This is a genomic window from Niallia alba (assembly GCF_012933555.1).
GTDB lineage: Bacteria > Bacillota > Bacilli > Bacillales > Cytobacillaceae > Niallia > Niallia alba.
Genome location: NZ_JABBPK010000001.1, coordinates 4,658,992 through 4,680,517, shown reverse-complemented (window position 1 = coordinate 4,680,517; position 21,526 = coordinate 4,658,992). Strand labels below are relative to the sequence as shown.

Below are 21,526 nucleotides of genomic sequence, written 5' to 3'. Positions count from 1 at the left end.
AGTAAGACTCCCCCCCTCAAGCTTATGGGAATACGAGGAAGCTAGGTGGGAGATCAACTGTCCGTAAAGGTCCGATTGGTTCAACTAACCATCAGTGGGGGAGGAAGGAAACCCCCACTGATGGAAGTTTCACTTTATGTGTCATAATCACATTTGTTTCCGCAGCCTTTAAAATTTCCTCTACACCTGGAAAAGGCCTCACTTCACTAACAACAATTCCTTTATTCATCTGCTTAATCTCATTTCGTTGCTCTTCTGTTAAGTGAAAATACTCAATTGCATGGGAGAAAGAAACTTTCAACTCTTTATAAATAGCTGCCTTATCCACCTTTTCTTCCAATACTGTATAAAGAATATCTGTATAAGCAGGATATGTATCAAATAACGTACCATCAAAATCCCAAAGAATATTCAAATTTTACTCCTCCATAAATACTGTTTTCTTACATGGTAATATACTTATTTTGGAAAGTCTATTGGGAGATTGCTAGAGGAGGAGTTAGGGGGTGAAGATGAACACCAAAAAGCAGAAGAGGCAGGAGAAAAGTAGTGTTCATCAAGTGAATGAAAGCCAAAAGTAGAGGAGGCAGGAGAAAAGTGGCGTTCATCAAGTGGATGAACGCCAAAAAGCAAAGGAGATAGGAGAAAAGTGGTTTTCATCAAGTGGATGAAAACCAAAAAGCAAAGGAGATAAGAGAAAAGTGGCGTTCATTAAGTGGATGAAAACCGAAAAGTAGAGGAAGCAGGAGAAAAGTGGTGTTCATCGAGTGGATGAAAGCCAAAAAGCAGAGGAGATAAGAGAAAAGTGGCGTTCATTAAGTGGATGAACGCCAAAAAGTTGAGGAAACAGGAGAAAAGTGGTGTTCATCGAGTGGATGAAAGCCAAAAAGCAGAGGAGGCAGTAGAAAGGTGGCGTTCATTAAGTGGATGAACGCCAAAAAGTTGAGAAAGCAGGAGAAAAGTGGTGTTCATCGAGTGGATGAAAGCCAAAAAGCAGAGGAGGCAGTAGAAAGGTGGCGTTCATTAAGTGGATGAAAGCCAAAAGGCAGAGGAAACAGGAGAAAAGTGGTGTTCATCGCTTAGATGAACGCCAAAAAGCAGAGAATCAAACGAAAAAGTAGCGTTCATCTCGCACAGATTCCTCCCAGCTTACTACCATCAAAACAAACAAAATCTCCCTAAACATTGACGGTTAACCAAATAAAGTATATTATTTAACTGACATAAATAATATATGTTTGTAAAATAACAAACATATAAACGAGGTGTTTGTTTTATGGAGATTTCATCTTATTTTCAAAATGCAACGATTGATGAATTAAAAAAGGGCTATATCGATGAACAGGATTCCTATCTTTGTCTTTTATGTGGGGAGCAGATAGAGAAAGGTATTATCTATCCACAAGATGGAACATTATATGAAGCGGAAAAGTTCATGCAGCACCACATAAAAGATGCTCATCAATCTGTTTTTCATTATTTACTTAGCTTAGATAAAAAGATGACAGGGTTAACGGAGCATCAGACTAAATTGCTGGAGCTATTTTATCATGGGAAAAGTGATGAAGAAGTGAAAAAAGCGCTGGCAATTGGCAGTGCTTCAACCATTCGGCATCATCGCTTTGCTCTTAAGGAAAAGGAAAGGCAAGCGAGAAATTTTCTGGCGATTATGGAGTTAATGAAGGAAAAGGATAATCATGCGCCTAGCTTTGTTCCTGTTCATAAAACAGCCACAATGGTAGACGATAGATACAATATTACGGAAGAAGAACAGGAAAGCATAACAGCTAAATATTTCAAGGATGGGGTTTTGAGTAAATTTCCAATCAAGCAAAAGCAAAAATTAATTGTTCTCCGGGAAATATCCAAGTATTTAGAAGAGCAAGAGAGCTATTCCGAAAAGGAATTAAATCAGCTTTTAAAGACTATTTATGATGATTATGTTCTGATAAGAAGATATTTAATTGAATACGGATTTCTTGATCGCAAAGCAGATGGAAGCCTTTATTGGTTAAAAAAATAGTTTTTTTCAAAAAGAATCTTGTTTTTTCAATAGAAAATTAATTATTCAAGCTGTGGGGAACAGCAACAACCTTTACGAGAACACAAAAAAATAATAGAAAGGTGATAGACATAACATGGACCGCAAAAAAGAGCTAAAACAACAGTATAGAGAAATTCCGATTGAAGCTGGTATTTATACGATAACGAATAGTAAGAACGGGAAAATTTGTGTTGTTAGCACGAGAAATTTTAAAACAATTAATGGAGTGAAATTTTCACTGGAAAATGGCGGATATGCCAATAAGAAATTAGTGGAAGAATGGAAGGAATACGGGAAGGACGCATTTTCATTTGAGATTGTAGAAGTGCTAAAGCCGAAAGACGATCCTTATTATAATGAAAAAGAAGAGCTAGCAAAGTTGGAGGAAAAGTGGTTGGAGAAATTACAGCCATTTGGTGAAAGAGGCTACAATAATAAGAAATAGGATGGAGATGTCTGAATAGGACATCTTTATTTCATATCCGCAATTAATAGAAAATACTTTCATTTTTCGTCCCTACTTGGTATCTTACTTAATAAGATTAGTATATTAGAGAGAATTTTTTTAATAGTAAAAAAGGGGATAAAGCGATGATCCGAGAGATGAAGGAAACAGATTTAGGAGAGGTTTTAGAAATATATAATGATGCAATCTTACATACGACTGCCGTATATGATTATCATGCACACTCTTTGGAAGACAGAAAAGCATGGTATGACCAGAAAGTGGAGGGTGGGTATCCTCTCTTTGTTTTTGAAGAGGATGGAAAAGTATTTGGATTTGCTACATATGGTCCTTTTCGGGCATGGCCAGCATATAAGTATTCGATTGAGCATTCGGTGTATGTCCATAAAGAAGCAAGAAAGAAAGGAATTGGTACTCAATTATTAAAAGTACTAATTGAACGCGCAGAAGAAGAGGGCTATGCGACCCTTATTGCTGGAATCGATAGCACAAATAAAGGAAGTATTTTCATTCATGAGAAACTAGGATTTACGTATTCGGGCACGATTAAAAAAGCAGGCTATAAATTTGAGAAATGGTTAGATTTAGCTTTTTATCAGCTAGAATTAGCAGGTCCTAAGTCTCCAGTAGAAGGGTAATGTAAAGCAACAGTAGGTTCGCAAATAACGGAGAATCCACGGTCAATATCGGTCGTGGACGTCATCATTTGAAACGGATAAAAAAGATTTACGGTTTAAACAAATAAGGAGATTCCAATTGAGGAATTTCTCAATTTGTAGACAAAAAGATTTTTGAAAAGTTAAATGGAATTTTATGCCTTGCTTGGAGTGGAAGGGGTGAGACTCCTGTAGGATTAGTGAGACAGCTTAGATCCTGCAGGCTAAAGGCCGAAGCGGCTCAGCGCGAGCCCCTGGAGCGGAAAGTAACATCCCTATTCAAAGGGACTAATAAATATGCTATATACAAACTTCTATTTTAAAAAATTAGGGGTTTTCTACAAACTGAGAGATTCCAATTAGGGAATCTCTTTTTAAGCGGAATAAGTCTATTTACAAAACAATGCCCAAACAACATAATCTACATAAAAATGAGAGAAACTAGAGAAAGAATTTTCAAGGAGACAACAAGATGGAGTTATTAATTACAATCATTTTATTACTGCTTTGCTTACTGATTTCTAATATTGTTAGCCATTATCTTCCGTCCATTCCAACTGCGCTAACGCAAATTGCGTTTGGAGTGTTGATGGCCTTATTATTTTCTGAGTTTGAGCTCGAATTGGAGGCGGAGTGGTTTTTGCTCTTATTCGTTGCTCCATTGCTTTACAACGATGGTAGGCATTTTCCAAGAGAAGAGCTGTGGAAAATGCGAGCTTCTATTTTAGGAAATGCCATTATATTAGTATTGCTGACGACAATAGTCGGCGGCTACTTTATTCATTGGCTCATTCCAAGTATTCCGTTAGCGGCAGCGTTTGCTTTAGCAGCGATTCTGTCCCCGACAGATCCAGTTGCAGTAAATGGAATTGCCAAGCGAATTCATATACCGGCAAGAGTGCTCAACCTTGTAAGAGGGGAATCGCTTATTAATGATGCTTCTGGGTTAGTCGCATTTAATTATGCGGTTGCTGCTGTTGTAACTGGATATTTCTCGATTACAGAGGCACTTACTGATTTTACTTATACGTTCTTTATAGGGGCAGTTGCAGGTCTTGTTTTAGGCCTTCTTATTATCATGATTCGTTTTATATTGCGGAAACAAGGGATACAGGATGTCACCTTTCACTCCTTATTACAAGTGTTGACGCCGTTCTTAATCTTTATCGTGGCAGAGGAAGTGCTTCATGCCTCTGGGGTTATTGCTGTTGTAGTTGGGGGAATTATTCATTCATTAGTAAGTGAAAGAACAGAGACGATGCTTGCTGAGGAACAGGTTCTGACGGAAAATATTTGGTCTATCGTTATTTTTATTCTCAACGGGATTGTATTTTTACTATTAGGCTTAAATATTCCATCTTCTATTGTAGATACGGTCGAAGATCCTTCTTTGAGTAACTGGTTAATTATTGGATATGTTATTTTAATTGGTGTCGTGATTCTTAGTATTCGCTTTTTCTGGTCCTATTTATTTTCTATCTATGAATTTAAAACAGATAAGACGAAGGAAATCGAAAAGCCAAGTATTAAGCATACCTTGCTTGTCAGTTTGACAGGAGTTCGCGGAGCCGTAACAATGGCAGGGGTGCTATCAATTCCATTTGTCATCCATACTGGACAAGGATTTCCGGAACGCTCCTTAATCCTCTTTCTAGCAGCAGGTGTGATCCTGTTCACCTTACTTGCAGCAACGATATTCTTGCCATACCTTAGTAAAAATAGTGGAGCAGCGGAAATGGATGATGAGGATCTGTTAATTAGAGCGAAGAAAAAGATTATGCTCTCCACGATTGATAAGCTCTATTTAGAAATGAATGAAGAAAATAGCGCGGCGGCTTATGAACTAATTGATGAATATAAACGACGCATTCGGCAGTTAAATCAAGTGGAAAGAACAGAAGAAGAAGAAACCAATTTCAATGCAATGGTTGAAATAAGATTGCGTGCACTGAAGGAAGAGCGAAACTATGTGCATCAATTATTAAAGGAGGATAAAATCACAGAAGAAGTGTTTGAGATCTTTGAAAAATCATTGGATTATCGAGAAGAAATACTTTCCACAAACGTGCAGGCAGGGACCAAATTTTTATTTGGAAAGGCAATGAGAGGATGGAAACGCTTTGCACGAAAGCAACGTGGCACCAAATTGGATCGAAGGGAACAAATGCGTATCAGCAAAGAAATTTTATTGGATTCGATGAAATCTGCCATTTCTTATTTAGAAAAATGGAAAGAATCTGCTGAGAAAAAACAACTAGTAGAGACCGTTATTCTAGAGTACCGACGCATGGTCGATCGTTGGGAAAAACCAACTGCATCATTTAATGAAAAGCTGCAGGAACAAATAGAAGAATTGCGTCTAGGTATTGTGGATCAACAGCGAGCGACGATTCAGAAAATGTATGAAAAAGGGGAAATGAATCGAGAACAGGCAAAAGAGCTTCGTCGATTTGTTAATTATATTGAAAGTGCAACATTGTATGAATACGAAGAATAAGAAAAGGAAGGACAGTCCCTCACTGTATTAAAGCAGTGAAGGACTGTCCTTTAATTTTAAGAAAAACAAAAAATCATCCAAATAGTCGGAAATTTACATGCTATAATAAAAGGATATTAAACTTATAAAGAAAGTAGGGGGTTTTTAATGGCTGTATATACTCCTCAGACAAGATACCATCCAGAGATTGCTCTTACAAATCTCTCCGATTTGACTTGCGGCGCACATATCATGTACATAACAAGCAATGAAGAAAAATACATAACCAATGCAGCGTCCTTCATAAAAACCGGTCTGCTTTTAGAGCAAATAGTTGTTTTAGTAGATCAGAAGAAAATATGGCCACTAATAATCAAGAAGTTGGAAGAACATGGACTGTTTAATGAGCAAATCGATCGGATTCATTTTATTGATAGTGAAGAGGTCTATTATCGAAATGGAGAGCTTTATTTAGGGAGTATTTTAGAAGCAACCAATGGCTCCATTAATTCCGATTATTTTTTTAATAAAGATATAACGATTCGTTATTGGGGAAAAATACCCACCCTCCTCAAGCAAGAGGAAATCATGGATAAATTGCTTCAATATGAGGATGAGGTAGATAAGTATATTAGAACTTATCAGAATTACACGGTATGTGCCTATAACGGGACGGAGTTATCTGCAAGTAATTATATTGATTTAGCAAAGCACCATCCATATGTGATGACCGATACAGAATTCACATTATCCAATGGGTATGAAAAGGAAATCTTGTCTCCTCCCCTCGTGAGAAATGGCAAATACGAAGAGACCATTGCCAATCTACAACTAGCACAAACCTACTATTCCCGTCTAGTAGAAGATATGCTAGATGCTGTCTTCATTACTTCCAACAATATTATTATGTATGCTAATAAAGCAGCTGTAAAACTACTTGATACAGAAGACCTTGTCGGAAAATCTGCTTATGAAATTATGGAACCAGACTTTTTAGAAAAGTTTTTAGAAAAGAAAGAGCTTATATGGCAGGAAGAAATAGTAACTCCATACGAAATGGAGCTAATTACACCTAATGGAAAGGTAGTCGAGGTGGAGCTGTTAGCTTATCCGTTCCTTTTTGAAGATTTAAGTTCCACAATCATTATTATAGCTCGAGACATAAGTGTCAGAAAAGAGAACCAACAGCTGCAGATCAAGAACGAAAAACTAGGAATAGCTGGGCAATTGGCCGCAAGTATTGCCCATGAAATTAGAAATCCCTTAACCGCTATTAAAGGATTTCTAAAACTTGCATACCAAGGAGCAATGAAATTAAAAGACATTTATCCAATCCTTGATATTGAAATCAATCGGATTGAAACAATTGCGAGCGAGTTAATGTTTCTAGGAAAACCAGCAAAGTCAGAAATTAAAGAAATAAACATCGGAAAAATTCTTCTAGATGTTTATACGTTGATGCAATCACAAGCAAATCTTGATAATGTCGTAATTAATTTAGATGCATATGATAATGATTTACATGCTTTATGTAATGTTGATCAGATGAAACAAGTTTTTATCAATTTGGTTAAAAATGCGATTGAAGCGATGGAAAACGGTGGAACCATCAATATGGAAGCAAAACTTGATGGGAAATGGATTGTTGTCACCATCAACGACAATGGTAAGGGAATTCCTGATGACATAAAGAATAAACTGGGAGAACCTTTTTACACGACGAAAGAAAAAGGAACAGGTTTAGGGTTAGTAATTTGCTATAACATTATTGCAGAGCATAAAGGCCAAATAGATTTCATTTCAGAAGATGGTGTTGGCACAACCTTTACTATTCGATTACCTTTAGCGAATAAATAGACCAATGTTTAAAATTTCCTCTTTAGTGAAAGAATTCATAATAGAGGAGGTAATAGAATGAAAAGTAGACATGTTTATATCGCTGCAATTTTTACCGTATTGTTATTGTTTTATGGCTGTTCCTCCGGTGAAAAAAATAGCGACAATCAAACGCAGTCAAACCAATCCGAGCATGGGCACCAAGAAACTGGCTCACCAGATATTCCCGAAGGTTTAGAACCGGCAGCGGATCCAACATATAAAGAAGGTAGTCAGGTGGTTTTAAAAGCAGATCACATGGAAGGGATGGATCGTGCAGAAGCAACGGTGTTAAATGCATTTGATACGATTGCTTATCAGGTTACTTACACTCCAACAACAGGAGGAGAACCGATCAAGCATCATAAATGGGTTATCCAAGATGAAATAAAGGATGCTGGAAGTGAAATGCTTGAGAAGGGAACAGAGGTTACCCTAGAAGCAGATCATATGGAAGGAATGAAAGGCGCGAAGGCTATAATCGAATCTGCTGAGAACACAACTGTATATATGGTAGACTACCAGCCAACAACAGGTGGCGAAATGGTAACCAATCACAAATGGGTTACAGAGAAAGAAGTTTATCCCGAATAATGTAGAAAAAAAAGGGTTGTCATTACAGCTCTTTTTTGTATGCTAAAATAACAAGTTTTCTGAATATTCAATTCTTAAAATGGTTAAAAGGACATTTGACAAAAAATTGTAAAAAGTGATAAGTTTATTAACAAATACATATAAAACTATTTTCAAAAATGCTAGAAAGTGGTATGATAGTTGTGCGTTATTAAGAACATTTTAATACTTGTTTTGTTTTATATATATATTATATAGAACAAATTTTTAAGCATTGCTAATAATTTACAAAGAAGAAATTCGTATTTAAAACCCTTTTTAGCAAAAAAATGGTATAATTATAAAGTTAATTGTCTAAAGGAGGAAATAAGTTGAAAAAAGTAAGAAAAGCGATCATACCAGCCGCTGGTCTAGGAACTAGATTTTTGCCAGCAACGAAAGCAATGCCGAAAGAAATGTTACCAATTGTCGATAAGCCTACTATTCAATATATCGTAGAAGAAGCAATTGCTTCTGGTATTGAAGATATTATTATCGTTACTGGTAAGGGCAAGAGAGCGATTGAAGATCACTTCGATTACGCACATGAATTAGAACAGAATCTACGTGATAAAGAGAAATTTGAATTACTTGAAAAAGTTCAATATTCCTCAAATCTTGCAGATATTCATTATATTAGACAAAAAGAGCCAAAAGGTTTAGGACATGCTGTTTGGTGTGCGAAAAGCTTTATTGGTGATGAGCCATTTGCTGTTCTACTTGGCGACGATATCGTACAAAGCGATACACCATGCCTGAAACAATTAATTGACCAATATGAAGAAACGCATGCTTCTGTTATTGGTGTTCAAACTGTACCAGATAATGAAACACACCGTTACGGAATTGTAGATCCAGGTGAAAGCGAAGGAAGAAGATACCAGGTAAATAATTTTATTGAAAAACCAGCTCCTGGAACAGCACCTTCTAATCTAGCAATCATGGGTCGCTACGTGTTAACACCAGAAATCTTCATGTACTTGGAAAATCAACAAACAGGTGCAGGCGGAGAAATCCAATTAACAGATGCTATCCAACAATTAAACCAAATTCAACGCGTTTTCGCTTACGATTTTGAAGGTGACCGCTATGATGTTGGTGAAACGTTAGGATTCGTTAAAACAACATTAGAATTCGCATTACAACGCGATGAAATGCGAGAAGAAATTATGGAATATATGAAGACAGTACTTGATAAAGCTGATTTAGATAAAATCAAAGTATTGTAATAAAAAACACCTTTTGAATGTAGAGTTATCTGCATTTGAGAGGTGTTTTTTTTAACGTACTTTTCAACTGGTAGGTTAATTTCATTCTAGGAGTCTCGTACTAGGGCTCACTAATCTTCTAATCAGCTCACAATCTCATACATAATTCGCGCAATGATGTCTTGATTGTAATTGCCGAAGTTTTTTCCGTATAGGGTAAGTCCGCCGATGTTTCCTTGATCGGCTACTGCTAAGCGGAATTTAATGTCTGATTTTTGATCTAATATAATATCGGAAATGGTGACATTGGAGATGCGGCAGCCATCGATAAAGGTGCCGTGTTCATTGATGCGCAATAATTTTAGTAAGCCATATTGGTTTAAATGGGGTGGCCACCATGCAGGAGTACAGACTCCTTTTTCTCCCCCAAAGTCTCCAGGCGACGTCCATTTCCCTAGCTCCTTATTATTTAAGGAAAAAACGATGTCAGAAGGCCAATTGTTATTATAATAAGGTGCCTCTGAGCCTATTTCAAAAATGAATTGGATTTCCTTAAAGTCTTGATTTTTTTTTAAGTAATTGGGGATGCGGTATTCTAAGAAGCCTTTCGTTAACCATACGATGCCTGCTTTTATATGTTCTGGATCTGCGAAATAGCGAGGATCATCAAATTCTCCAATAATGCTGTCCTTTGTAGCAAGTCCACATGTTGCTTCCGCCAAATAATCGCAATAATGCCCCACCTTTATTTCATATTCATAATAATTTTCACTTTTATTGTTTTGCAGCTCAACTGTAAGTAGATTCTCATTTAAATAGCAAATTTTTTGAATACCATGTTTGCCAACAGCCGTTGATACATCGATTATTCCGCTCTCTTCTAGTTTTTTAATGTGCATGGTTACAGCCCCATTGGACAAGTTTAATTTTTGAGCAATCTCATTTAAATTAAGACTTCCATTTTTCGTGAGTAATGAAAGGATTTCAACCCGTATTTCAGAGCTTAATGCCTTGAAAATAGGAATACCAGAACGTAAATCTTTAATATGTATCATGACATCACATCCTTAAGTTTGTTGTTGAATAGCTCTTTTCCTTTCGTATTGTGTAAAGGCCGAGTTGGCAACTCACATCATGTAAAGGGCTGGGATACATCCGCCAAAGAGAAGAACAGATCCAGGAAATGTAATGAATAAATAGCTAATGATTCCAAGACCGATGATATGCTTCACAAAAGAGATAGGTGCAATGAAGCCAATAAGAAAGGCATTTTTAATCAGCTGGAACCCTTTAGTATCATAATGAACGTACATTGGAAAAAAAGAAAGGATAGTAGATAGGTATAACCCACAAATAAGAAGGAGCGGGACATACAAATAATGTAGAACGATAATAGTAGTTTGTTGAATCATTAGTAAATCAGCATATAGGACAAGCCCGATAAAAAGCAGAAGAGCTCCTAAAAGGTTGCTCAGGATAAATTCCTTTTTATACGCACTCCAAAAGGTTGAAAAAATAGAGATATCGCGATCCCCCAACATCCACTTCCGACAAACAGTAAACAGCGCAACCGTAGCGGGGAAAAACCCAAATACAATCAATCCCACTAGCATAAAGATCCCCCATAATAGGTTCACATAGCATATTTTTACTATCCAATTGGAAAGGGAGTAGATTTTATTAATAAGAGGATTAGTAAACATTGTAAATGACCTCCTTTATATTTTGAAGTTTGCTAGATTTAAAAGGATTAACCTCTTTTTAAATCATATGTTTTAGGTTTTATTAAAAAGAAGGAAAAAGATAAATTCGTTCTTTTGACTTAGAAGAACAGCTATTTTTTAAAAATGAAGAAAAGGGTCAAGCTTATGGAACTAGGAATAGACGTTGGATGAAGAAGAATATGAAAATATTACATAAATTCTATGCCAATCGAACGAAAAATGAAAACGTATTCATTAAACTTTAATTTAGTTAATACTATGTAAACATGTAAATCAATTTAAACAAATCTAAAATAAAGAACAGCTTTTAGCCATGGCTTAAATCCTAATAAGGGTTAGCATAAAAACAAACTAAGAGGGGATAAAAAATGAAAAAGAGTATGTTTGCTTTTCTTGTCATGCTGCTTGTATTCTCCGTATTTTTAGCTGGCTGTAATAAGGATAGTTCTAACTCAGGCTACTCCAATGAGGGAAAGGGGACAAAAGTAGAATTATGGACCTTTAATGAATTGCATGGACAGTATTATGAAAAAATGGCGGAAATGTGGAATGAAGAAAATCCAGACGATCAAATCAGCATTAAGGTAAATACGTATCCATATGAAGACTTGCATAATAAATTACTTGTCGCCTTGCAATCAGGAAAAGGGGCTCCAGATATTTCCGATATAGAAATTAGTAAATTTGGTAACTTTTTAAAAGGAACACCTCAGATTTTGCCATTGGATGATGTGGTCGATCCAGAAAGAGAAAATGTCGTGCAATCTAGACTAGATATTTATTCGAAGGATGGAGTCACCTATGGAATAGACTTTCATGTTGGGGCAGCTGTTATTTATTATAACAAAGAAATAATGGATAAAGCCGGTGTAAATCCAGATGATATCGTCACATGGGAAGATTTTAAAGAAGCAGGAAAAATGGTTGTGGAGAAAACAGGTATACCAATGACAACACTTGATGTGGAGGATCAATGGTCCTTTTGGCCACAGGTTGCTCAACTAGAGGGAAATGATGATTTATTAGACCATAATGGTAACGTCAATCTAACTGATCCGCGCATTGTCGACGTATTAAAATACCAGCAAGAATTAGTAAAAGAAGGTATTGCTATTCCAGCACCCGGTAATGATCACCATGCTGAAGAGTATTATGGCTTTATGAATAATGGAGGTGCTGCTTCTGTTTGGATGCCAATGTGGTATATGGGAAGATTCACAGATTATATGCCAGATTTGAAAGGGAAAATAATCATTAGACCAATGCCATCATGGAAAGAAGGCTCTCCAAGATCAGCCGGAATGGGTGGAACAGGGACAGTAGTAACCAATCAATCAGAACATCCTGAGTTTGCGAAAAAATTCCTCGCCTATGCAAAGCTATCAAAAGAAGGGAATATCAAGATTTGGCAGTTATTAGGATTTGATCCTATTCGCACAGACGTTTGGGAATTACCAGAGTTGAAGGAATCCAACCAGTTTACTGAATATTTTGGCCCGAATATTTTTGATACATTACTTGAGGTAGAAGATGAAATCGAAGGAGTAAATATTGGTGAAAAAACACCAGACGTTTCAAATGCGGTTAAAACAACAATACTCTTTCAAACACTGATTGATAGGAAGGATCCGCAGCAAGTTCTAGAAGAGGCCCAGAAGGAATTAGAATAAATTTTACAAATGAGGGGGTGTTTGATTGTTGAATACTCCCTATAAAAAAAGATAGGAGGAGGGTACATGGATAAGGGAAGTATAGGAAAGCAGCTTGGGAAAAAGAGACGTACTAATCTATTATATTCACAAAAAGCAGCTCCATATTTTTTTGTTCTACCTTTTATTATTTCTTTTGCTATCTTTTTTGCCTACCCGGTAGTATCTACTTTTATTATGAGTTTCCAAGAAGTATTGCCAGGCCAAACTACTTTCATCGGTATAGAAAACTATGCAGGGTTATGGAATTCTACCTTTCTAACAGCAATAAAAAATAGCGCGATATATACGTTATTGACTCTTTGTATTCTTATCCCATTGCCATTGATATTGGCAGTACTACTAAACTCAAAATTAATGTTTGCGAAAAATTTTTTCCGATCCGTCACATTTATACCAGCGCTAACCTCTGTCGTAGTAGCTGGAATTATCTTTCGTCTCATTTTTGGAGGCCAAGATGGAGCACTATTAAACTCCATTCTTTCTACTTTTGGATTAGAGCCAAGAGCTTGGCTTAATTATGCTGGAACAAGTATGTTTGTGCTTGTTGTGCTTGCTACATGGAAGTGGATGGGGATCAATATTCTTTATTTCTTAGCAGGTCTGCAAAATATTCCAAAAGAACTTTACGAATCAGCAGAAGTAGATGGAGCATCTACTTGGAAGAAATTCACACATATTACCCTACCTCTATTAAAGCCAATATCTATTTATGTTTTTACGATTAGTATTTATGGTGGACTTTCCATGTTTGCAGAAAGCTATATGTTATATGGAAGCAATCGCTCCCCCAATAATATTGGTTTAACAATCGTTGGCTATCTTTATCAGAAGGGAATTGAACAAAATAACTTAGGATTTGGCTCTGCGGTGGGCATTACATTATTGGTGATCACTTTTATCATTACCTTTATTCAATTAAAGTTCTTTGGGATGTTCAGAAAGGAGGAACAGTAGATGAATCCTGCAAGAAAAGGCAAGAAGTTAACATCGATATTACTCTTTCTGTTATTCCTTGTCATTAGCGTTTTTGCCTTATTTCCTTTGTTTGCTATTGTTCTTGGCTCATTAAAACCATCCACAGAGATATTAAGATTTGGACTGAATTTGAAGTTGCAGCCAGAGCTTTTGTCTTTAAACAACTACTCCTTTTTATTTACTGGGGATACGGACTATTTTATTTGGTATAAAAATAGTATTGTGATTACGATTATATCAACTTTATCCTGCTTATTACTCACAAGTATGGTTGGTTATGGGCTAGCAGTATATAACTTTAAAGGAAAGAACGTCATTTTTGGTTTAGTCTTAATCGTTATGATGATTCCAGTGGAAATCATCATGCTCCCTTTATATAAGTTAACAATGAGTCTAGGATTAATGGATACATTGCTTGGGGCATTTCTTCCTTTTGTGGTTGCTCCTATTCCTATATTCTTTTTCAGGCAATATGCAAGTGGTTTACCTAAAGACTTACTTGATGCTTCCCGTGTAGATGGCTGTACGGAAATTGGCATCTATTTTCGTGTCATGATGCCATTGATGGCGCCAGCTTTTTCTTCAATGGCTATCTTGCAGGCTTTAGGAAGCTGGAATAATTTCTTATGGCCACTTATTGTTTTACGATCTAGCGAAAATTTAACACTTCCTATCGGTTTATCCACGCTGCTAACACCGTATGGAAATAATTATGATGTATTGATTGCAGGTTCGGTAATGGCGATTTTTCCAGTACTAATTCTTTATATCTTCTTCCAGCGCTACTTTATTGAAGGAATGACAGCTGGCGGAGTGAAAGGATAAAAGTCTACTTCTATAAATGTTTTTCCGTAAGGCGGAATATAAATTTTTCAGCAGAAGGGATGATTCCATTGAGTCAAAAGGCAAAAATGATTATTGAAAAGGATTTTAAAGTAGCAGAAATAGATAAGAGAATCTATGGTTCCTTTATTGAACATCTTGGGCGTGCTGTATATGGAGGCGTTTATGAACCAGGACATCCATCGGCAGATGAACAAGGTTTTAGAAAAGATGTCATTGGCCTAATTAAAGAGCTAAAAGTCCCAATCATTCGTTATCCAGGTGGAAACTTTGTTTCTGGCTATAATTGGGAAGATGGTGTTGGACCTATTGCAGAACGTCCAAAGCGTTTAGAGCTTGCATGGAGAACGACAGAAACAAATGAAATTGGCACAAATGAATTTATGGATTTTGCTAAAAAGGTGGATGCTGAAGTCAATATGGCGGTCAATTTAGGAACAAGAGGGATCGATGCAGCTAGAAATCTAGTAGAATATTGTAATCATCCAGGTGGCTCCTACTACAGTGACTTACGAATTAGCCATGGTTACAAAGAACCGCATAAAATAAAAACCTGGTGCCTTGGGAATGAAATGGATGGTCCTTGGCAAATTGGCCATAAAACGGCAGCAGAATATGGGCGAATTGCCCAAGAAGCAGCGAAAGTGATGAAATGGGTGGATCCATCGATCGAACTTGTTGCTTGTGGAAGCTCCAATCGCAGTATGCCAACATTCGCAGAATGGGAGGCGACAGTATTAGATTATACGTATGATCATGTAGAGTTTATATCGCTCCACCAATACTATGGAAATTATGATAATGATATCGGAAATTATTTAGCCCTTTCGCTGGAAATGGATGATTTCATTCGCTCCGTCATCAGTATAGCGGATTATATCAAGGCAAAAAAACGTAGCAAGAAATCTATTTATTTATCTTTTGATGAGTGGAATGTATGGTATCACTCCAAAGAGGCAGATAAAAGAATAGAACCATGGACTGTTGCGCCACCTCAATTAGAAGATATCTATAATTTTGAAGATGCCCTTTTAGTAGGCTGTATGTTAATTACAATGTTAAAGCATGCAGACCGGTTGAAAATTGCCTGTCTTGCTCAATTGGTAAATGTAATTGCGCCTATCATGACAGAAGCAAATGGTCCTGCTTGGAAACAAACTATTTTTTATCCATATATGCATACTTCTATTTATGGAAGAGGAGTTGCATTGAATCCGATTATTTCCAGTCCAAAATATGACAGCAAGGATTTCACAGATATCCCGTTCCTAGAATCTACGGCAGTCTATAATGAAGAAACAGAAGAGTTAACGATTTTTGCAGTTAATAGAGATCAGGAAGAGGGTTTACAGCTAGAATGTGATATTCGTAACTTTGATGGATATAAAGTGGTCGAGCATATAGTCCTGGAAAATCCAGATTTAAAAAGAACAAATTCCGTTCAGGCTCAACCGGTTGCCCCGCATTCTAAAGGAGATGCGAGTGTGGAAAATGGAAAAGTGTCCGCTTTATTGCCGAAGTTATCTTGGAATGTGATTCGGTTGGGGAAGTAATGGGGGGAGGAGGAGATTGGCTGATATCGTGATGGGTTTGGCTGAAAAAGCGAAAGATTGGCTGATATCGTGATGGGTTTGGCTGAAAAAACGAAAGATTGGCTGATATCGTGATGGGATTGGCTGAAAAAGCGAAAGATTGGCTGATATCGTGATGGGTTTGGCTGAAAAAGCGAAAGATTGGCTGATATCGTGATGGGTTTAGCTGAAAAAACAAAAGTTTGGCTGATAAGAGTTGAAGTTTGGCTGAAAAAACGAAAGATTGGCTGATATGAGCTGAAGTTTAGCTGAAAAAACAAAAGATTGGCTGATATGAGCTGAAGTTTAGCTGAAAAAATAAAACTTTGGCTGATATCCAACATTTTCGTTCCAATTAAAGTGACTCTGGCTCGGCTAAAATAGAATTTTCATCATTCCCACCACCACCAAACATCAAAAAGGCTGTAGTGTTGTTCGAAAAACAAACACTACAGCCTTTTTCTTAAGTAAAATACTACTAGAGCTCTTTTGCTTCATTCTTCAGCGCAGTTCGACTCTTCTTTTGCCAAAATTCTTTCACTTTGACCATTGCATCCTCTGTATTTTTTACATATAAATCGATGGTTAGTTGTCTTTATAGGATGACAGATCCGCGTGTGTTAGGACACGGCGGATCTGTTCTTTTTTACGACGTCCGTTGACGAACGTATCACTAGTTCTGGTTCATAAATAATAGGAGGCTCGTTTGATAGATTAAGTTCTTTTCCTTCTACTGCTGCAATAATCCATTTAGCAGCATCAACCCCCATACGGCTTTTCGGATGGGCAATGGTTGTTAATGGTATCTTTGTTGATCCAGCTGGTTTAACATCATCAAATCCGATGAGAGAGACATCCTCTGGTACGGACAATTGTAATTTTTCTAAAACTTTATGTACTGACATTGCGATAAAATCATTGTAACAAACAATCGCAGTTGGCATTGTGTTTTTGTTTGTAAGCGTATTCAAAAGTTTTTCTGTAAAATCGTCATTTAATTGTTCGGTTGTAAAGGTTACGACATGCTCTGGACTAATTGGACGTTTTCCGCTTCGCATTGCCTGCAAAAAGCCTTGCATACGATGAACACCTTGCAAATCATCAGACTTAAAGATTCCTAGAATTTGTTCATGACCAAGCTGAATCAGATGATCTGTCGCCATATATCCCCCTTTGACATCATCTATTTTTAAATGGAAGGGAGAAAGCTGAGAATAGAACTGATTAATCATTAAATACGGAATATTACGCTCTTCCAGTTCAAGATAACAGTCCATATTAGGATTAAATTGACTGCTTTTAGTAGGCTCCAAAATAAAGCCATCCATGTTCAAATCAAGCAAATTGCGGAGACATAGCCGTTCTTTCGCATGGTCATTTTCCGTACAGACTAATGTTAAAGAATAACCTCTATCCGTCAAATAGGTCTCCATTCCGCGAATAATCGATGGAAAAATATAATCGGAAAGATAAGTCATCATCACCCCTATATTTTTCCCATTTGTTTTGCTATCGCCTTTCTTACTAGCAAAAGGCTCGCCGCAAAAAGTGCCAACACCTTGCTCCCGATAAAGCCACCCCTCATGAACCAGCTCTCTCATCGCTAGACGAACCGTATGCCTACTCACATCAAATAATTTCGCCAGTTCATACTCTGAATAAAATCGCTCTCCTGGCTTCACTCTTCCATCCATCACCCAATCCTTTACCGCATCAACCACTATTAACTTCTTCGAATGTCGTCCCACTGTAAAGCCCCCCTTTAAAAGCAAATCTGTTACTTCTAACAAATGCAGATAATTCTGCAGATATACATTATTTATGCTTTTTTGTGAAAAGTTTCTTTATTTTGGGTCGAAAGAGTGAAGGAGTATTAGGTGGTGAACCGCAAGAAAAAGAGTGGGAGTCGCAAGAAAAAGAGTGGAAGTTGCAAGTAAAAGGGTGGGAGTCGCAAGTAAAAGGGGTGAAGTCGCAAGTAAAGAAGCTGATATCGTAAATAAAAGCGTGGAATCGGCAAGTAATAGGGAGCAAAATCACCAATAAAATAGCCACACCAGCGAGTTAACGCTATCACCCAAAGTTTTGGTTTTACATTTTTAAAATAAATATAGACATTTACAATTTCAGGTATATACATTATAATGAAAGCGATAACAGTGTGGAGGTGCCCTTCATGAAAAAAGAGCAGGTAATCAATGAATATCGAGAATATAAAGGCTCTGGTAGAAAGCCCGCGGATTATGATGTGTTTTGGGATAAGGCGTTGCAAGAGCTGGATGAACAAAGCTTGGATTACGAGTTAGAAAAAGTAGACATTCCTTCAAAAATAGCAGACTTTTACAATTTATATTTTACGGGTGTAAAAGGTGCTAAGATAAGATGCCAATACATCCGACCGAAGAAAATAGAAGGAAAAGTGCCTGGTATGCTGATGTTCCATGGTTACCATGGGGACAGCGGTGACTTTGGCGATAAGCTTTCTTGGGTAACAGAGGGATTCGCCGTTCTTGCGATGGATTGTCGCGGGCAAGGCGGAGAATCAGAAGATAATACAACCGCAAAAGGAACGACATTAAAAGGGTTAATTATTCGTGGTGTCGAAGAAGGACCAGAAAGCCTTTATTATCGAAGTGTATTTTTAGATACTGCTCATGCTGCAAGAATTTTAATGAGCATGGAGGAAGTCGATGAAGAGGAGATTTCTGTTCAAGGGGCATCGCAAGGCGGAGCTTTATCGTTAGCCTGTGCAGCACTTGAACCGAGAGTGATAAAAGTCGTCGCACAATATCCATTCCTTAGTGATTATCGAAAAGTGTTTGAGTTAGATATTAACGCTTCTGCTTATGAGGAATTGGCTTATTGGTTCCGATTCCGCGATCCAATGCATGACAGAGAAGAGGAATTTTTCGATACATTAGAATATATCGATTTACAGCATTTAGCGCCTAGAATTAAGGCGGAAGTAAAGTGGGCGATTGCTTTAGAAGACGGGGTTTGCCCGCCAGTGACACAATTTGCTGTCTACAATCAGATTTCATCACCAAAAGAGATGATATTCTTCCCAGAGTATGGGCATGAATATTTGCCGAAACTAGGAGATAGAGTCAGGGGGTTTTTGCTAGATCATGAGTAAAATGATTACGTTCAATAAAGAAACACTAGAATTTCATTTAACAAACGGACTTATTAGTTATTTATTTCGTGTCATAGAAAAAACATCTCAGCTAGAGCATCTCTATTTTGGCAAAGCAATTAGACATCGTGATAATTTTCAATACTTACTAGAAAGAGAGATTCGTCCCTCGAATAACCAAATAGAGGGGGATCATACCTCTTCCTTAGAACATATAAGACAAGAATATCCTTCTTATGGAACAACTGACTTTCGTACGCCAGCTCAGCAAATCCGCTATCCGGAAGGAGATCGAATTTCTGATTTTCGTTACGATCATCATAACATCCTAGAAGGAAAACCAGCATTAACTGGGCTACCTGCTACTTATGTAGAGAACATGGACGAAGCGGAGACATTAGAAGTTGTATTAAAAGATACGTATTCTGATATAAGTATTCATTTATTTTATACCATTTTTGCAGGAAGAAAGGCGATTGCTCGCAGTGCGAAGTTTGTAAACAACGGAGAGCATGAATATGATTTGGAGTCGGCGATGAGTTTAAGCCTTGATTTTCCAGATAAGAACTTTGAACTTGTTCATTTGCATGGTGCCTGGGCAAGGGAAAATCATATGGAGAGAAAGCCAGTTATAACAGGTATTCAAGCTGTCTCTAGTGCGAGAGGGGCGAGCAGTCATCAACATAATCCTTTTATGGCATTGGTGCGACCAGATACGACAGAGCATACAGGCCAAGCTTATGGCTTCAGTTTAATTTATAGCGGCAACTTTTTAGCACAAGTAGAAGTAGATACGTATCAAGTTACAAGAGCAATGCTCGGAATCAATCCATTCGAATTCGCGTGGCGATTGAAACCAACTGAAGCATTTCAGACACCAGAAGCAGTTATTGTTTTTTCGGATGAAGGATTAAATGGGATGAGCCAGACCTTCCATGAACTTTATCGTACAAGACTTGCTCGAGGCGAATGGCGTGATAGGGAGCGTCCGATTCTCATTAACAACTGGGAAGCAACCTATTTTGACTTTAACGAGGAAAAAATCTTAGATATTGCCAAAAAAGCGGCAGAGCTTGGTGTCGAATTATTCGTTTTAGATGATGGCTGGTTTGGGGAAAGGCATGATGACACTTCCTCGCTAGGTGATTGGTTTGAAAACAAAGATAAATTGCCTAATGGCATCAAAGGCTTAGCAGAGAAAATTCATGCATTAGACCTAAAGTTTGGTTTATGGTTTGAGCCAGAAATGATCAGTAAAGGGACCAAGCTTTTTAATGAACATCCTGATTGGCTCATTCATGTTCCTAGAAAAAGAACATCCCATGGCAGAAACCAATTTGTCCTCGATTATTCTCGTCCTGAGGTTGTCGACGGAATTTTTGCCCAAATGGATGCACTTCTTTCGACCAGCAAGATTGACTATATCAAATGGGATATGAACCGCTATATTTCCGAAGCCTTCTCTATTGCATTGCCAAAGGATCAGCAAGGAGAAGTATTCCATCGCTATATTTTAGGCGTGTATTCTTTATATGAGAGATTGCTAGATAAATATCCACATCTGTTAATTGAATCCTGTGCTGGTGGCGGGGCGCGATTTGACCCAGGAATGCTTTATTATGCGCCGCAAGCATGGGCGAGTGATGATACGGATGCGGTAGAGCGTCTGAAAATTCAATATGGTACGTCTTTGGTTTATCCGCTATCTAGTATTGGAAGCCATGTATCAGCAATTCCGAACCATCAAGTTGGCAGAATGACAAGTCTAGATACAAGAGCAAATGTTGCCTATTTCGGTACATTTGGTTATGAGCTAGACATTACGAAAATGCCTGAAAAAGAACATGCGAAAATGAAGGAGCATATTGCCTTCTTTAAAAAACATCGCAAATTGATACAACAAGGAACATTTATCCGTCTGCAAAGTCCTTTTACCAATAACGAAACAGCTTGGATGGTTGTTTCCCAAGATAAAACAGAAGCAATTGTTGGCTACTATGAAGTTTTAGCGAAGCCCAATAGACCATATGAACGCTTGCAGCTAAAAGGTTTGGAAGCAGATAAATTATATACAGTGAATAGTGACTTAGAACGATATGGCGATGATTTAATGGAAATCGGGCTTATTTTAGCAGGAAACTATATCGATCGAGCTAGCGATTACTGGTCAAGAGAGCATATTACCGATTACAACAGCAAAATATTTTACTTAACGGAGAAACAATAAAGGA

The 21,526-nt window shown here is 37.4% G+C and carries 19 protein-coding genes; 15 read left to right on the top strand and 4 right to left on the bottom strand.

The window, feature by feature from the left end; genetic code table 11:
• Positions 1-91: 91 nt before the first annotated feature.
• Entirely contained in the window at positions 92-415 is a 324-nt protein-coding gene (locus tag HHU08_RS22210; RefSeq protein ID WP_031540318.1) for an HAD hydrolase-like protein, read from the bottom strand.
• Between the two features lie 390 nt (positions 416-805).
• Here HHU08_RS22210 and HHU08_RS25600 point away from each other — a divergent pair, with 390 nt between their 5' ends.
• From HHU08_RS25600 to galU, 8 genes are all read left to right on the top strand, one after another.
• A complete protein-coding gene (locus HHU08_RS25600) occupies positions 806-931 on the top strand; it encodes a hypothetical protein (protein WP_263479743.1) in 126 nt (41 codons plus the stop codon).
• 345 nt (positions 932-1,276) lie between these two features.
• Positions 1,277-2,023, top strand: a complete 747-nt coding sequence (locus HHU08_RS22205) for a DUF2087 domain-containing protein (protein ID WP_016203359.1) — start codon at positions 1,277-1,279, stop codon at positions 2,021-2,023.
• A 115-nt stretch (positions 2,024-2,138) separates the two neighbouring features.
• Positions 2,139-2,489, top strand: a complete 351-nt coding sequence (locus tag HHU08_RS22200) for a GIY-YIG nuclease family protein (protein WP_016203358.1) — start codon at positions 2,139-2,141, stop codon at positions 2,487-2,489.
• A 146-nt stretch (positions 2,490-2,635) separates the two neighbouring features.
• On the top strand, positions 2,636-3,148 hold the full coding sequence (locus HHU08_RS22195; RefSeq protein ID WP_169189364.1) for a GNAT family N-acetyltransferase: 513 nt from the start codon (positions 2,636-2,638) through the stop codon (positions 3,146-3,148).
• Positions 3,149-3,638: 490 nt separating this feature from the next.
• Positions 3,639-5,663: a Na+/H+ antiporter gene (locus HHU08_RS22190; protein WP_016203356.1), complete on the top strand. Its 2,025-nt coding sequence runs from the start codon at positions 3,639-3,641 to the stop codon at positions 5,661-5,663.
• A 147-nt stretch (positions 5,664-5,810) separates the two neighbouring features.
• On the top strand, positions 5,811-7,499 hold the full coding sequence (locus HHU08_RS22185) for an ATP-binding protein (protein WP_169189363.1): 1,689 nt from the start codon (positions 5,811-5,813) through the stop codon (positions 7,497-7,499).
• Positions 7,500-7,556: 57 nt separating this feature from the next.
• Complete coding sequence (locus HHU08_RS22180) at positions 7,557-8,111, top strand: YdhK family protein (protein ID WP_016203354.1); 555 nt, start codon at positions 7,557-7,559, stop codon at positions 8,109-8,111.
• 350 nt (positions 8,112-8,461) lie between these two features.
• Positions 8,462-9,358 carry a UTP--glucose-1-phosphate uridylyltransferase GalU gene (galU, locus tag HHU08_RS22175; RefSeq protein WP_016203353.1) on the top strand — a complete coding sequence of 299 codons (897 nt, stop codon included), beginning with the start codon at positions 8,462-8,464 and terminating at the stop codon, positions 9,356-9,358.
• 122 nt (positions 9,359-9,480) lie between these two features.
• Here the strand turns inward: galU and HHU08_RS22170 are convergent, their stop codons facing one another.
• Together HHU08_RS22170 and HHU08_RS22165 are read right to left on the bottom strand one after the other, a co-directional pair.
• Complete coding sequence (locus HHU08_RS22170; RefSeq protein ID WP_016203352.1) at positions 9,481-10,392, bottom strand: ArsR/SmtB family transcription factor; 912 nt, start codon at positions 10,390-10,392, stop codon at positions 9,481-9,483.
• Positions 10,393-10,464: 72 nt separating this feature from the next.
• Positions 10,465-11,040, bottom strand: a complete 576-nt coding sequence (locus tag HHU08_RS22165) for a YesL family protein (protein WP_169189362.1) — start codon at positions 11,038-11,040, stop codon at positions 10,465-10,467.
• 389 nt (positions 11,041-11,429) lie between these two features.
• Here HHU08_RS22165 and HHU08_RS22160 point away from each other — a divergent pair, with 389 nt between their 5' ends.
• The 4 genes from HHU08_RS22160 (at position 11,430) to arfA (ending at position 16,144) form a co-directional block, all read left to right on the top strand.
• Entirely contained in the window at positions 11,430-12,731 is a 1,302-nt protein-coding gene (locus HHU08_RS22160) for an ABC transporter substrate-binding protein (RefSeq protein ID WP_016203350.1), read from the top strand.
• A gap of 66 nt (positions 12,732-12,797) precedes the next feature.
• Positions 12,798-13,727, top strand: a complete 930-nt coding sequence (locus HHU08_RS22155; RefSeq protein ID WP_169189361.1) for a carbohydrate ABC transporter permease — start codon at positions 12,798-12,800, stop codon at positions 13,725-13,727.
• A complete protein-coding gene (locus HHU08_RS22150) occupies positions 13,728-14,573 on the top strand; it encodes a carbohydrate ABC transporter permease (protein ID WP_016203348.1) in 846 nt (281 codons plus the stop codon).
• A 59-nt stretch (positions 14,574-14,632) separates the two neighbouring features.
• Positions 14,633-16,144: an arabinosylfuranosidase ArfA gene (gene arfA, locus HHU08_RS22145; protein ID WP_205835677.1), complete on the top strand. Its 1,512-nt coding sequence runs from the start codon at positions 14,633-14,635 to the stop codon at positions 16,142-16,144.
• Between the two features lie 638 nt (positions 16,145-16,782).
• Here arfA and HHU08_RS22140 read toward each other — a convergent pair.
• Positions 16,783-17,910: a GntR family transcriptional regulator gene (locus tag HHU08_RS22140; RefSeq protein WP_169189359.1), complete on the bottom strand. Its 1,128-nt coding sequence runs from the start codon at positions 17,908-17,910 to the stop codon at positions 16,783-16,785.
• 101 nt (positions 17,911-18,011) lie between these two features.
• Here HHU08_RS22140 and HHU08_RS24935 point away from each other — a divergent pair, with 101 nt between their 5' ends.
• The 3 genes from HHU08_RS24935 to HHU08_RS22130 all read left to right on the top strand — a co-directional run bounded on the left by HHU08_RS24935 (position 18,012) and on the right by HHU08_RS22130 (position 21,522).
• Positions 18,012-18,158: a hypothetical protein gene (locus HHU08_RS24935; RefSeq protein ID WP_198013206.1), complete on the top strand. Its 147-nt coding sequence runs from the start codon at positions 18,012-18,014 to the stop codon at positions 18,156-18,158.
• Positions 18,159-18,335: 177 nt separating this feature from the next.
• On the top strand, positions 18,336-19,295 hold the full coding sequence (locus HHU08_RS22135; RefSeq protein WP_016203341.1) for an acetylxylan esterase: 960 nt from the start codon (positions 18,336-18,338) through the stop codon (positions 19,293-19,295).
• A complete protein-coding gene (locus HHU08_RS22130) occupies positions 19,288-21,522 on the top strand; it encodes an alpha-galactosidase (RefSeq protein ID WP_169189358.1) in 2,235 nt (744 codons plus the stop codon). Before HHU08_RS22135 ends, HHU08_RS22130 begins: the two co-directional genes overlap by 8 nt.
• Positions 21,523-21,526: the final 4 nt, after the last annotated feature.

What these genes read in the sequence shown, in the direction of transcription:
- HHU08_RS22130 (WP_169189358.1), top strand. Translation starts at nt 19,288, where the DNA reads ATGAGTAAAATGATTACGTTCAATAAAGAAACACTAGAATTTCATTTA.
- HHU08_RS22150 (WP_016203348.1), top strand. Translation starts at nt 13,728, where the DNA reads ATGAATCCTGCAAGAAAAGGCAAGAAGTTAACATCGATATTACTCTTT.
- HHU08_RS22205 (WP_016203359.1), top strand. Translation starts at nt 1,277, where the DNA reads ATGGAGATTTCATCTTATTTTCAAAATGCAACGATTGATGAATTAAAA.
- HHU08_RS22185 (WP_169189363.1), top strand. Translation starts at nt 5,811, where the DNA reads ATGGCTGTATATACTCCTCAGACAAGATACCATCCAGAGATTGCTCTT.
- HHU08_RS22135 (WP_016203341.1), top strand. Translation starts at nt 18,336, where the DNA reads ATGAAAAAAGAGCAGGTAATCAATGAATATCGAGAATATAAAGGCTCT.
- arfA (WP_205835677.1), top strand. Translation starts at nt 14,633, where the DNA reads ATGATTCCATTGAGTCAAAAGGCAAAAATGATTATTGAAAAGGATTTT.
- HHU08_RS22200 (WP_016203358.1), top strand. Translation starts at nt 2,139, where the DNA reads ATGGACCGCAAAAAAGAGCTAAAACAACAGTATAGAGAAATTCCGATT.
- HHU08_RS22180 (WP_016203354.1), top strand. Translation starts at nt 7,557, where the DNA reads ATGAAAAGTAGACATGTTTATATCGCTGCAATTTTTACCGTATTGTTA.
- HHU08_RS22165 (WP_169189362.1), bottom strand. Translation starts at nt 11,040, where the DNA reads ATGTTTACTAATCCTCTTATTAATAAAATCTACTCCCTTTCCAATTGG.
- HHU08_RS22155 (WP_169189361.1), top strand. Translation starts at nt 12,798, where the DNA reads ATGGATAAGGGAAGTATAGGAAAGCAGCTTGGGAAAAAGAGACGTACT.
- HHU08_RS22160 (WP_016203350.1), top strand. Translation starts at nt 11,430, where the DNA reads ATGAAAAAGAGTATGTTTGCTTTTCTTGTCATGCTGCTTGTATTCTCC.
- HHU08_RS22170 (WP_016203352.1), bottom strand. Translation starts at nt 10,392, where the DNA reads ATGATACATATTAAAGATTTACGTTCTGGTATTCCTATTTTCAAGGCA.
- HHU08_RS22195 (WP_169189364.1), top strand. Translation starts at nt 2,636, where the DNA reads ATGATCCGAGAGATGAAGGAAACAGATTTAGGAGAGGTTTTAGAAATA.
- HHU08_RS22190 (WP_016203356.1), top strand. Translation starts at nt 3,639, where the DNA reads ATGGAGTTATTAATTACAATCATTTTATTACTGCTTTGCTTACTGATT.